The sequence below is a fragment of the Neobacillus fumarioli NBRC 102428 genome (assembly GCF_001591485.1).
Classification (GTDB): domain Bacteria; phylum Bacillota; class Bacilli; order Bacillales; family Cytobacillaceae; genus Neobacillus; species Neobacillus fumarioli.
Genome location: NZ_BCUZ01000026.1, coordinates 1 through 12,636 on the forward strand (window position 1 = coordinate 1; position 12,636 = coordinate 12,636).

At 40.9% G+C, this 12,636-nt stretch carries 12 protein-coding genes, 1 pseudogene and 1 riboswitch; of the genes and pseudogenes, 6 read left to right on the forward strand and 7 right to left on the reverse strand.

All coding sequences use genetic code 11. The features are described from left to right. Positions 1–223: 223 nt before the first annotated feature. From hpaB to BFU02S_RS06525, 6 genes and pseudogenes are all read left to right on the forward strand, one after another. A pseudogene (gene hpaB, locus BFU02S_RS06500) lies at positions 224–1,669 on the forward strand (4-hydroxyphenylacetate 3-monooxygenase, oxygenase component). 138 nt (positions 1,670–1,807) lie between these two features. Continuing rightward, positions 1,808–1,916, forward strand: a riboswitch (TPP riboswitch). A 15-nt stretch (positions 1,917–1,931) separates the two neighbouring features. Beyond that, positions 1,932–2,648 carry a thiamine phosphate synthase gene (locus tag BFU02S_RS06505; RefSeq protein ID WP_369690649.1) on the forward strand — a complete coding sequence of 239 codons (717 nt, stop codon included), beginning with the start codon at positions 1,932–1,934 and terminating at the stop codon, positions 2,646–2,648. 1 nt (position 2,649) lies between these two features. Then, positions 2,650–3,780, forward strand: coding sequence for a glycine oxidase ThiO (gene thiO / locus BFU02S_RS06510; protein WP_066368173.1), 1,131 nt, complete (start codon positions 2,650–2,652; stop codon positions 3,778–3,780). Positions 3,781–3,789: 9 nt separating this feature from the next. Beyond that, on the forward strand, positions 3,790–3,993 hold the full coding sequence (gene thiS / locus BFU02S_RS06515; protein ID WP_066368176.1) for a sulfur carrier protein ThiS: 204 nt from the start codon (positions 3,790–3,792) through the stop codon (positions 3,991–3,993). 1 nt (position 3,994) lies between these two features. Continuing rightward, positions 3,995–4,762, forward strand: coding sequence for a thiazole synthase (locus BFU02S_RS06520; protein WP_066368183.1), 768 nt, complete (start codon positions 3,995–3,997; stop codon positions 4,760–4,762). Beyond that, entirely contained in the window at positions 4,759–5,778 is a 1,020-nt protein-coding gene (locus tag BFU02S_RS06525) for a thiazole biosynthesis adenylyltransferase ThiF (protein WP_066368186.1), read from the forward strand. The genes BFU02S_RS06520 and BFU02S_RS06525 overlap by 4 nt, the downstream gene beginning before the upstream one ends. Positions 5,779–5,859: 81 nt before the next feature. Here the strand turns inward: BFU02S_RS06525 and BFU02S_RS06530 are convergent, their stop codons facing one another. The 7 genes from BFU02S_RS06530 to hpaI all read right to left on the reverse strand — a co-directional run bounded on the left by BFU02S_RS06530 (position 5,860) and on the right by hpaI (position 12,555). After that, positions 5,860–6,657 (reverse strand): ABC transporter ATP-binding protein, encoded by a 798-nt coding sequence (locus BFU02S_RS06530; RefSeq protein ID WP_066368191.1) that lies wholly within the window; start codon positions 6,655–6,657, stop codon positions 5,860–5,862. 120 nt (positions 6,658–6,777) lie between these two features. Continuing rightward, the gene (locus BFU02S_RS06535) at positions 6,778–7,167 is read right to left on the reverse strand and encodes a 5-carboxymethyl-2-hydroxymuconate Delta-isomerase (RefSeq protein ID WP_066368248.1); all 390 of its coding nucleotides are present in this window, start codon (positions 7,165–7,167) and stop codon (positions 6,778–6,780) included. Between the two features lie 88 nt (positions 7,168–7,255). Continuing rightward, complete coding sequence (locus BFU02S_RS06540; protein WP_066368193.1) at positions 7,256–8,023, reverse strand: fumarylacetoacetate hydrolase family protein; 768 nt, start codon at positions 8,021–8,023, stop codon at positions 7,256–7,258. Between the two features lie 19 nt (positions 8,024–8,042). Further along, complete coding sequence (locus BFU02S_RS06545) at positions 8,043–8,813, reverse strand: fumarylacetoacetate hydrolase family protein (protein WP_157075867.1); 771 nt, start codon at positions 8,811–8,813, stop codon at positions 8,043–8,045. A 182-nt stretch (positions 8,814–8,995) separates the two neighbouring features. Then, complete coding sequence (hpaD, locus tag BFU02S_RS06550; protein ID WP_066368198.1) at positions 8,996–9,979, reverse strand: 3,4-dihydroxyphenylacetate 2,3-dioxygenase; 984 nt, start codon at positions 9,977–9,979, stop codon at positions 8,996–8,998. A 60-nt stretch (positions 9,980–10,039) separates the two neighbouring features. Beyond that, positions 10,040–11,566, reverse strand: coding sequence for a 5-carboxymethyl-2-hydroxymuconate semialdehyde dehydrogenase (gene hpaE / locus BFU02S_RS06555; protein WP_066368200.1), 1,527 nt, complete (start codon positions 11,564–11,566; stop codon positions 10,040–10,042). A gap of 68 nt (positions 11,567–11,634) precedes the next feature. Then, entirely contained in the window at positions 11,635–12,555 is a 921-nt protein-coding gene (hpaI, locus tag BFU02S_RS06560) for a 2,4-dihydroxyhept-2-ene-1,7-dioic acid aldolase (protein ID WP_174520331.1), read from the reverse strand. Positions 12,556–12,636: the final 81 nt, after the last annotated feature.

A 12,636-nucleotide genomic window follows, 5' to 3' on the forward strand; every position in this document is an offset into this window, starting at 1 on the left:
AATTAAATTTCTTGGTATTTCCTTCATAAGATTTAAACTTTAAGACTATAGATTTATTTCGAAGATTTTGTTCTATTCATTAATGTTTATTATTTACATATATACCCAATTTCCTGTTAACAGATAAAATAACTGAACGGGACAACCTTTAAGCCAATAAACTGAAACTAGCTAAGCTTATTCGATTGGTGGGAAAAGCTTTAATTTGTTAAGGAGTGGTTTTATGGGAGTCATTACCGGAAAGGAATTTATCGAACGCATTGATTGGCTGAATACTAACATCTGGCTGAACGGCACAAAAATAGAAGGAAAGAAATCCGAACATCCTGCCTTTAAAGGGATTTTGGCAAGCAAAGCCTCGCTCTATGACCTGCAAGTTCATCCCGATTTATCTAGCAGATTAACCTACTTATCCCCAGAAACTAAAGAAATCACCGGACTTTCGTTTCTGCAGCCAAAGACAAAAGAGGATATAAGCAAAAGAAGGGCAATGATGGAGATATGGGCAAGGCATACACTAGGCATGATGGGCAGAAGCCCTGATTATATGAACAGTATCATCATGGCTTTCGCCTCCTCCCGGAATCTCTTAAATGGAAGGGAACATTGTTTTCCTCAAAATATTCAAGCTTTGTATGAACGCGCAGTCAAAAACGACCTCTCTTTTACCCACACTTTCATCACACCACAAGTAAATCGCTCACAATTTAACCTTAGCTTTTCCAAGGAACCGATTTCCGCCAGAATAGTAGAAAAAAATGAAAATGGCGTCATTATTAAAGGCGCGCGTCTTTTAGCTACCCAGGGGGGCTTAACGGATGAAGTACTTGTCTATTCATCTGGAGGAATAGTAGATGAAGCAGAGGCATTCGCTTTATCCATCCCATCCAATTCAGAAGGGTTAACATTTATTTGCCGGGAATCCTATGTTAATGGCGATTCTTCGTTTAATTATCCGCTAAGTTCAAGATTTGAAGAAATGGATACGATCTTGGTATTTGACAATGTTTTCGTTCCTTGGGAACGCATTTTTTTCTATGATAATATTGAGGCTGCCAATGACTTTATCCTTAAAAGCTCATTTCATCACTTTGCTTACCATCAAGTCATTACAAGGCAAATAGTAAAAACAGAATTTATCCTAGGTTTGGCTCAGGCTTTAGTAGAGACGATTAACATTGACGGCTATCAGCATATTCAGGAAAAACTGTAGGAAATCATCATTGGTCTTGAAACAATGAAAGCTTTACTGGAAAAATCAGAAAAAGAAGCACAGCTTGATGAATGGGGAACGATGCGGCCAAGTCTGATCCCACTACAAGTCGCCAGCAATATATTCCCGAAAATTTACCCAAGATTTATTGAGATTATTCAAATTATTGGGGCAAGCGGCTTGGTCACACTGCCTACTGAAAAAGATTTTGAATCCGATATAAGGGATGTGCTATACCAGTACCTTCAGGGAGCCAATAAACATGCAATAGACAGGGTGAAACTCTTTCGGCTGGCCTGGGATTTAACAATGAGTTCCTTCGGAACAAGACAAACCCAATATGAACGCTACTTTTTTGGTGATCCGATCCGCTTATCCAGCATATTATATAAAACATTTCCAAAAGAGAATTATGTAAATCAAGTTCAAAATTTCCTAGATTTGCATCCAAGTTAAAAATTATCGAATAAGCATTATTTTCAATATATTCGTAACATTACATCAACACTTTGTTTTTCAATATTATAATTGACATTTATAACAAGAATGATAATATTATAGTTGCAGGTAATAATTTCAATTTAATATAGGAAGCAATTCCGCTAGGGGTGCCTTTATAAAAGGCTGAGATTGAAGTGGTACTTCGGGACTCTAAGAACCTGATCTGGATGATGCCAGCGTAGGGAAGTGGAAAACTGAATTTTTGAAGGCGAAAGTCTTGCATCTCAAATTTTCACCACTTTCTGAAACAAGAAAGTGGTTTTTTGTTTTTCACTTGATTTTTAAAGCGGAATCTTTCCAAAAGAAGGTGAGAAACATTTTATTTAATGGCAAAGAACTGCATATCATTTCAAATGGAAAAATACCAGTTGAACAATTGCGGGAAATTTTAATGGACATACACCCCTATGTAACAGCTATTCATTTACGGGAAAAAGACAAAACAGCACGGGAACTGTTTGAGGCAGTCGAGCTCTTTGCTTGTGCAAACATTCCACGATCAAAACTGATCATTAATGACCGCGTAGATGTTGCCATTGTTGCAAAAGCTTGTGGTGTTCAATTAGCATTTCATAGTTTACATGCCGGTATTGTCAAGAAAGCATTTCCCGAGTTAAGAGTTGGAAGTTCCATCCACTCCCTTGAAGAAGGAAAATCAGCCGCCATGGATGGAATAGATTACGTATTGTATGGCCATGTTTTCCCTTCTACATCAAAACCAGGCAAGCCGCCCAAAGGACTTGGGGAGTTAATGTGGCTCTCGCAACTGGACATCCCCGTTATCGCAATCGGCGGTATAACACCGGAGAATACGAAACAAGTACTTCAGACCGGTGCTGCTGGAATCGCTGTCATGTCGGGAGTTTTAGAAGCCCGCGATCCATTATTAGCGGTTAAAGCTTATGGAAATGCATTAAAATATGGAGATGGATAAAGTGAAAAATACATATGATGTTGCCATTGTTGGAGGCGGAATTAACGGGGCCTCTATTGCCTATCAGCTTTCAAAGCTGGGAAGAAAAGTAATCATCATAGAAAAGGGCGAGCTTGCCTGCCAGTCATCCAGTGCGGCAGCAGGCATGCTGGCAGCACAAGCGGAACTTGAACAAGACGGGCCCTTATTCCAGCTTGCATTAAAAAGCCAAGCTATGTTTTCCTCTCTTTCGGAAGAGTTATTCGAAGCCACTGGAATTGATATTGAGTTAACTTATAATGGTATGCTGAAAATTGCCGAAACAGAAGAAATCGCCGAAGAAGTAAAAAAACAAGTAATCTATCAAAGAAAATGGGATCCGGCAATAAAGTGGCTCGATGCCAATGAAATAAGAGAATTGGAACCTGCCCTCTCCCTGAATGTAGCGGGAGGAATGTATCTCCCGAATGACGGGAATGTCCAGCCGACAAAATTATCAAAGGCTTTTGCAAAAGCTGCGCTCGATTTTGGGGCGGAAATTCGAGAATATACGGAAGTTCTTTCATTTCTTTTTGAAAAAGGTCAAGTTACAGGGGTCAAAACCACACATGGCATAATCCATTGCGGTCAAGTTGTTGTAGCTGCAGGTGCATGGGCAGCGGAATTGATGCGAGGATCTGGGCTGAATCTTTCGATGTATCCTGTTAAAGGAGAATGTTTTTCGATAAAAACGGAAAAACCAATCATCAATACAACGATTTTTTCCGATAAACGCTGTTATTTCGTTCCTAAGCGCAATGGAGAAATTTATATTGGCGCCACAATGGTGGAACATTCATTTGACGCTACTGTAACACCGGGAGGAATAGCAGAACTAACAGCCAGAGCTGTCCACATCATTCCGTCTATAAGCAATGCAGCAGTGATGCGGGTATGGAGCGGTATTCGACCGCAAACTGGGGACGGGCTCCCTTACATCGGTGAACATCCGAATTGGAAAGGATTGTTTATCGCAGCAGGACATTTTCGCAACGGAATCCTCTTAAGCCCCATTACCGGCATACTGACGGCAAAGCTAATGGAAGGCAAATTAAATAAAGATCCGTTTCTTTCCGCTTTCCGGCTTGATCGGCATAAAGAAATGATATTCTAGGGGGTACACATGAACGTAATAGTAAATGGCGAATCCGTACAATTACAAGATGGTATTGAAAATGTTAAAGATCTGTTAGAACATTATGACATACAAGACAAAGTTGTTGTAGTAGAAGTTAACGGTAATATTTTAACAAGTGCACAACATCAGAGTACAAGATTATCAGATAAAGATCGAATTGAAATTGTTCATTTTGTAGGAGGCGGTTAATATGTTAAAAATAGGTCCATTATCCTTTCAATCTCGTTTGCTGCTAGGAACAGGAAAGTATCCAAGCTTCGAAATTCAGAAACAAGCAGTTGAAGTGTCCGAAGCAGAAATATTAACGTTTGCTGTCAGAAGGATGAATATTTTTGAACCGAGCCAGCCCAACTTCCTGGAACAGCTCGATACGGAAAAATTCACCCTTCTTCCTAATACGGCAGGAGCAAAAACAGCACAAGAAGCTGTCCGGATCGCAAAATTAGCGAAGGCATCCGGCTTATGCGACATGATTAAGGTTGAAGTGATCGGCTGTGATAAAACATTGCTTCCTGACCCAATTGAAACTCTTAAGGCAACTGAAGAATTGGTAAAGGAAGGATTTATTGTACTTCCTTATACATCTGATGATGTCGTTTTAGCGAGAAAACTTCAGGAAGCCGGCTGTCATGCTGTTATGCCAGGGGCCTCTCCCATTGGTTCCGGTCAGGGAATTATTAATCCAGTAAACCTTAGCTTTATAATTGAACAAGCAACAGTTCCCGTTATTGTTGATGCCGGAATCGGCTCACCAGCTGATGCTGCTTTAGCAATGGAATTAGGTGCCGATGGTGTATTATTAAATACCGCGGTTTCAGGTGCAAACGACCCTGTAAAGATGGCAAAAGCAATGAAATTAGCCATTGAAGCCGGGCGATTAGGGTTCGAAGCCGGGCGAATCGAGAAGAAACGGTACGCCACAGCTAGCAGTCCGAAGGAAGGAATGAGTGTGGGGTGAATAATCGGTATTCGCGCCAAGAATTATTTACTCCGATTGGAAAAGCCGGCCAAGAAAACATCTCAAGGAAACATGTGCTTATCATTGGCGCCGGCGCGCTCGGATCTGCCGGTGCAGAAGCTCTAGTACGGGCCGGAATTGGTCAGCTGACCATTGTAGATCGTGATTATGTGGAATGGTCCAATTTGCAACGTCAACAGCTATATACCGAAGACGATGCCAGAAACCGTCTGCCAAAAGTGATTGCAGCGAAAAATCGTTTAAGTGCCATCAATTCTTCAGTTTCTATTGAGGCCATCATTGCCGATGCTTCAGCTTTAGAGCTTAAAGAATGGACACAAAATGTGGATCTCATCATTGATGCAACAGATAATTTCGAAACAAGAATGATGATCAACGATGCAGCTCAGATGTACGGCATCCCGTGGATTTATGGCGCCTGTGTTGGAAGTTACGGAATAACCTACACCATTATTCCGAAAAAAACACCTTGTCTTTCCTGCTTATTAGGAACTGTTCCACTCGGAGGATTAACATGTGATACGGCAGGAATTATCGGCCCCGCTGTTAATATGGTAGTTTCGTATCAAATCAGTGAGGCATTAAAAATTTTAGTTGGAGACTCTGACTCACTGAGAAACAAACTCATTTCCTTTGATTTATGGAAAAACCAATATAGTGCCATAAAAGTGGAGAAACTGAAAAAAAAGGATTGTCCTTCTTGTGGAAAAGAGCGCACTTACCCTTATTTATCGTTTGAAAATCAAACCAAAACAGCGGTACTTTGTGGAAGAGACTCTGTACAGATTCGTCCCGCCCATCCAGTAGTCCGTGATTTAGAAGCTTTAGAAAAAACACTGCAAAAACAAGGCGGTACCGTGCAGCGAAATCCTTATCTTTTATCATTCAGTACAGGCTCTCATCGATTAGTCATTTTTCAAGACGGCAGGGTAATTGTACATGGTACGAAGAATATCTCCGAAGCTAAGACATTATATCATCGTTACTTTGGCTAAGCCAATTACACCAAACTTTCACAAAGAGTGCTGCCTGTTGCAGCACTCTTTATGTTCATTTGTGCCCCTTTTTAATACCACTTAAATCTTTCCGAATTCTTCTTGCATTCTGGTGAGAATTGGGCGTCCGTTTTGCCAGTAAACATGGACAGGTTGCTCAAAAAATTGTGTAAGCTGATCGTCTGCCAGCATTTTCTTCGTATCTCCCGAAGCAAAAACTTGTCCGGCTTTTAGCAACAAAGTTTTGTTAAAGACAGGTAAAATCTCATCAACATGATGGGTTACATAAATCATTGTCGGCGAATCAGGATGTCTAGCAATATTTTCAATTGAATCCAACAGTTTTTCTCGGGCAATAAAATCCAGCCCATTCGTTGGTTCATCCAGAATTAAAAGTGACGGGTCTGCCATTAAAGCACGAGCAATCAGAACCCGCTGCTTTTCCCCTTGGGAAAGGGTTTCATAGTTTTGGTTGGCATATTTAAGGCACCCAAGTTCTTCCAATAAGCCAATTGCCTTATCCCTTATTTCATTTGTTGGTTGTTCATAAAGGCCGATAGATGCAAAGGCACCACTTAATACTACCTCAAACGCATTATCGCCGGCATGAATTTTTTCTTGGAGGGACGATGAAACAAAGCCAATTTGTTTGCGAAGTTTCTCCCCGAGATACGTCTTGCCAAATTCCATCCCTAATACAGTTACGTTTCCTTTTGTCGGGAAATAAAAAGCGTTAAGCAAATTCAAAATCGCTGTTTTTCCGGAACCATTCAAACCGAGTAAAACCCAGTTTTCCCTAGGATGAACCTGCCAATTAATATTTTGTAAAATCCATTTACCATCCCGTTTTAATGATACATCTTCCAGTTGTAAAACCATTATGTCTTCTCCCTTTCATTCTGCCTTATCAAAAAATATTATAAAAACAATATAGACGAATTAGCAATAATTTTCTGAATTTAGAGAACAAAGGGTTCCAACATATATGTAGTATTTCACCTACAATGTTGTATATCGCTTGTGAATGTTATTGTATTTGTAGGTTCCTGCTTCACTGAATTCTACCAAGTCTAAAGATAAAGCTAAATATCGTTTTGCATATAAAGCAGAAAAATGCCTTTTTATAACCTCAAAAAGCTCATCACATGTTTCCTTTTTATCCTTTTCTGAACGTCCGGCACCAATTTTCACCGTTACGTGAACAAAAGCATCATCTTCCGTTCCGTCTGCGACACAATAGTCATGAAGCTCAATTGCCCGGGACCGGATACCTCCAATCGGAAATATATGGATCTTTAAAACGAACACCTCATTTATTTTTTTCAAAAGACTTGGAATATCTGCTTCCTGCTTAATATTGTCTGTATACTCAAGTATAATATGTGGCACTTTTATACCCCTTTCACTTCTAATTGTAAGAATTCGAGACACGAATGAGCATCCTGCTGTCATATGAGAAATTGTGATTCGGCTAAATTCATTCATTCCCTGTCATGATGAAAGCTTCATCTCCTACAATCTTGTTAACCAAACGTCCAATCCCTTCAATTTCAGTGACAACCTCATCACCGACAGCAGTGTTTACTGCTCCCTCGGGTGTTCCGGTTAAGATCATATCCCCTTCATGAAGGGTCATAAAGCTGCTTAAATATTCAATAAGAAACGGGATATCAAAAATCATATCCTTCGTTGATCCTTGTTGTGTCAACTTCCCATTCACATAGGTTCGCAATGTCAGGTTCATAGGATCAGCAATATCGTCTTTATCGACAAGCCATGGTCCAATCGGAGTACAGGTATCCCGATTCTTCACCCGAAGGTTAGGCCGATAATAATTTTCAAGGTAATCACGGATCGCATAATCGTTTGCTACCGTATATCCCGCAATATAGTCATAAGCATTTTCTCTTTTGACTTTACGGGCTTGTCTGCCTATTACGACAACCAATTCACACTCATAATGCATAAACGCCACATCCCTGGGACGGCGTGTTTGGGCACGATGACCTACGAATGTATTGGGTCCCTTTAAAAACACAAGCGGTTCGGATGGTGCATGAAAAGATAGTTCTTTCGCATGGTCTGCATAGTTCAAACCGAGCGCAAACACCGTCCTTGGTTTGACCGGAGGCAGCCAAACCACTTCCTGTTCGGCGACAATCCTGCCATCAGCAAGCTTTATCTGTCCATTGGACTCCACAGCATGATGAATAGCTCCGGCATATGCTACTCTTGCCCGTTTCATAGTTTCGATCCCCCCAAAGCTAATACTGTTCGTGAACTACTTGATTTTCCAAACTCCCTACACCAGAAATCTCAATCCGTATATGATCGCCCGCCTTAACTAATGGTGCACACTCAGGAACCCCAACTAGCAAAACATCTCCGGATTGTAGGGTCATAAAATCTGTAATCTCCGAAATCAGCCTGGAAACGGGGCGAATGAGATTGGCCGTTGTATTTTGTTGCCGAAGTTCTCCATTAACAAAAACTGAGATTTCTAATGCATTAGGATCAGTTACTGCATCCTTGTCAATTACCCACGGTCCTACTGGGCAAAAACCATCGCGCGCCTTCTGTTTAATCGCAGGACGGTATACACTGCTATGAGGTATGCTGACATCATTAACAACAGTATATCCCGCTACATAGTCTAAAGCCTGGTCTTCTCTCACACGAGTGGCTGATTTCCCCATCACAACACCTAATGCTGCACCAACCTCCAATTCAGAAACATCTTCCGGCAAAGGAATTGGCACCCCATAACCAATCACCGTATTTATCGGTTTAATGTAAAGGACAGGACCTTGGGGCGGTTTATTATAGGGAAGCTCATAAAATGTAGACTCCATTGCTTCAACTACCCCTGAATAATTTAATAATGTACCGTAGATAGTTCCAGAAATGGGCGCGCCTAATGATAGTTTCTTAAGCTCATATGATAAGCCGCCATGTTCTACGGTTCCACTTGCCATATCTACTTTTACTTCCTCTTCAAGCTGCTTTCCTGAAAATTTAATTTTAGCAATGCTCAATATTTCAACTCCCTTCGGCATAATTAAATGGGATTAAAATAATTCGTTTATAAATCAGCCTTGATCGTGTTCATCATCTCACCTTTGTATAAAAATAAAATATACAAAGTTAAAAATGAAAAGGAGGAGTGGATGTCGAATGCGTGTTGCTACACACATTTCCAAACTCCTCATTCTATTATCTACAAAATAAATTCCGGCTTGATTTTAGCCAGTTTTGCAGCCTGTGATACAATCTCTTCACCCGTCTCAATATCTAAGAATGGAGAGGTTTCACTAAACCAGCTGTCCGGAGCTTTATGCCCCCAGAAAGTTTGCCGTCTTGGGTCATCCAATTCCCAACGGATCGGTTTGAAATCTGGATCACTGGTTAAATAGTCACCATTGTATAATTCAATTCGGTAACCGTCCGGGTCTCTTAGGTAAAGGAAGAAGGCATTCGATAACCCATGCCGGCCAGGGCCGCGCTCGATACAATCCCCATAACCAAGAGATGCAAGAATATCACAACAATGAATAAGTGCTAATGGGTCAGGGAGCCAAAAACCGATATGATGCAGGCGTGGCCCATCGCCATTCATAAATGCCTGGTCATGAACCCCTTGCTTGCGATGCAGCCATGCTGCCCAAATTCGATCATTCTCTGTCGCTGTGTATTCAGAACAAGCAAATCCTAGTTCATTTACGAAGAAATCGTAAGCTTTTTCCACATCAGGAACAGAGCAGTTTACATGGTCAATACGTTGGATTCGCGCCCCTCGATAGAGATCATAGCGCTGAAGCAGCCGTTCGGCACCCTCCATCTTACAGAAAAACTCCAGCGGAATACCTGATACATCATGTACATGTAAGGCTCTCCCGATGGCATGCTGTGTGCCTTCATCAAGCCATTTCGTCTTTAAACCTTTTGACGCAAATAGTGCTGCCAGTTTATCTAAATCTTCCTCTCTTGCTGCTTTATACCCTAAGGCATGAACCCCTGGTTTATCAGATTTCTTTAATACTAGACTATGATGTGTATGCTCCTCTAGTCCGCGAAGATAAATATACTCATCACTGCTTTCGGTTTCCACAAACCCTAAAGCATTTACATAAAACTCGCGTGAGCGATCTAAGTCTTTAACATTTAGAATGGTTCTAGCAATGCGAATAATATTAAAATTCATACGGTGGCCCCCAATTATACTAATTTCTTAATCTGACAACATGTTCTGGCAAGAGCCAAATTACTTCTTCCTTTTGCCGAATTGTGGAATATGATGGTTGCCGATCGCAACATGGATGATCTTCGGTTCTGTATAAAATTCAAAAATGGCATAATGGCCTCCTTCTCTCCCGATTCCGCTTGCTTTTGTTCCCCCAAACGGAATCCGAAGGTCCCGGACATTCTGCGCATTAATCCAAATCATACCTGCATCCACTGCATGGGCAATGCGGTGGCCACGCTTTAAATCATTAGTCCATACAAATCCGGCTAGACCATATTTTACGTCATTTGCCGCCTTAATGACTTCTTCTTCTGTTTCAAACTCCAAGACAGCCATTACCGGACCGAAAATTTCCTCCTGACAGACTCTCATCTCATTTTTGGCGTTCAAAAGAAGGGTTGGTGGAACAAAATTTCCTGCTTTCACTTCCTCAGGAACTACCCCCTGAAACACTTCACAGCCTTCCTCTTTTGCTAGTTCAATATAACTTCTAACCTTGTTAAAATGTTCCTTTCCAATTAAAGGCCCTAGTTCCGTAGAAGGATCCATTGGGTCACCAATTTTAATATTTGCTACCCTTTCTTTAAGAGCTGAGATAAATTGGTCCTTAATATTTTTATGAAGGAAAACACGGGCATTCGAAGTACAGCGTTCACCATTAAAGGAGAAGATCCCCCAGATGGCAGCATCCAGAGCACGTTCCAGATCTGCATCCTCGAAAACGATTAAAGGCGATTTACCTCCCAGTTCCATAGAGGTTTTCTTTAAGGAATCGGCTGAATTCTTAATAATGATGGAGCCAGTTGTCGTTTCTCCTGTAAATGAAATCGCTCTCACATCAGGGTGTGCAACAAGCCTGGCTCCTGCAGTCTCACCAAAGCCATGAACAACATTAAACACTCCCTCAGGAAGTCCGGCTTTGTCGATAATTTCCGCCAGCTTATTAGCAGATAGCGGAGATAGTTCTCCAGGTTTCAAGATGACTGTATTGCCCGTCGCTAACGCCGGTGCTACTTTCCATGTTTCTAACATAAATGGGGCATTCCACGGAGTTATCAATCCAACTACACCTAGTGGTTTATAGATTGTATAATTAATAAACTCATGATCCATTGGATAGGCTTCTCCATGTAATGTTGTTTGCACCATTCTTGCATAAAAACGGAAGTTTTCTGCTCCGCGCGAAACCTGGTTTCTGGTTTGACTAATTGGAAGACCTGTGTCTAATGATTCCAAGATGGCGATTTCTTCTACTGCTTCATCAATTAGATCCGCAATTCGATAAATATACTTCATCCGTTGTTCGATTTTCATCTTGCCCCATGGTCCGTTTTCAAAAGCCTCTTTTGCAGCGGCTACCGCTTTATCAATATCCTCACTTCGCCCTTCTGCAATATAATTGTTTATTTGATTTGTAAAAGGGTTAATATTTTCAAAAGACATTCCACTCTCTGCATCCACAAACTGACCATTAATGTATAATTTAACATCCTCAACCCGTTTATGAACTGCTTGTACTCTTAATTCCGTCATATTCTTTTGCATACTATTTCACATCCTTTGTTTTGTATCAAGGTTAACTTTTTAGAAGCTTATCCTACTCTATATTCGTACTATCTTGAGGCAAGTTGATCGGGTAGTTCAACATATTGTTTAAGAACTTCACGAATTTCATCTTGGAGTGCTTGTGTTGGAAGGTCCATTGGCTTACGCAATACTGGTTTGATTTTGCCCATCATTCCAAGCGCTGCCTTTACCGGTGCCGGATTGGTGTCCTTGAACAAAATATCGTTTAATGGCATGAGTTCATAGTGAAGTTCAAGTGCCCGTTCAATATTTCCTGCTGCCCAGGCATTATGCATCTCAGCAACAAGACCAGGTGTGACATTAGCTGTTGCACTAATAGAACCTGCCCCACCTATTGTGAGCATCGGATAACAAAGAAGTTCAATTCCGGAAAAGAGCAAGAAATCTCTGCCACAGTTCAGCAATACCCGGTTCACATGTTCAAAATCTTTATTTGATTCTTTTGCACCGATAATATTCGGACAGTCTTCTACTAATCTGGCAAGTGTTTTTACCTCCAGGTTAACTCCTGTACGTCCCGGAATATTATAAACAATAATTGGAATATCGACTGCATCAGCAATCGCTTTAAAGTGTTTGTAAAGGGCATGTTGTGAGGGCTTGTTGTAGTAAGGAACAATAACCATTGCTGCATCTGCACCTAGTTCTTGGGCAAACTTGGTTAAATAAACGGCTTCTTGATGATTGACCGATCCAGTTCCAGGAGCAAATGGAACTCTTCCGTTGATTGTTTTTATCGCATTTTCCATTACCAATTCCCGTTCCTTCACTGTTAAAGAACTTGGTTCCCCTGAAGTGCCTGTTACAGAAATAGCATGGCTGCCACTTTCAATTTGCCAATTAATGAGATTACTCATGGTTTCAAAATCAATGGATTCATCTTCATTAAATGGTGTAATTACTGGAGCGATCGATCCTCGTAATCTTTTTTTCAACTCTTCAAACATTATAATCCCTTCCCCTTTTCATTTTAGTCATCGATTAAGAATGTATTGCTACCATTTTACTAATGGATATATGAAATAATA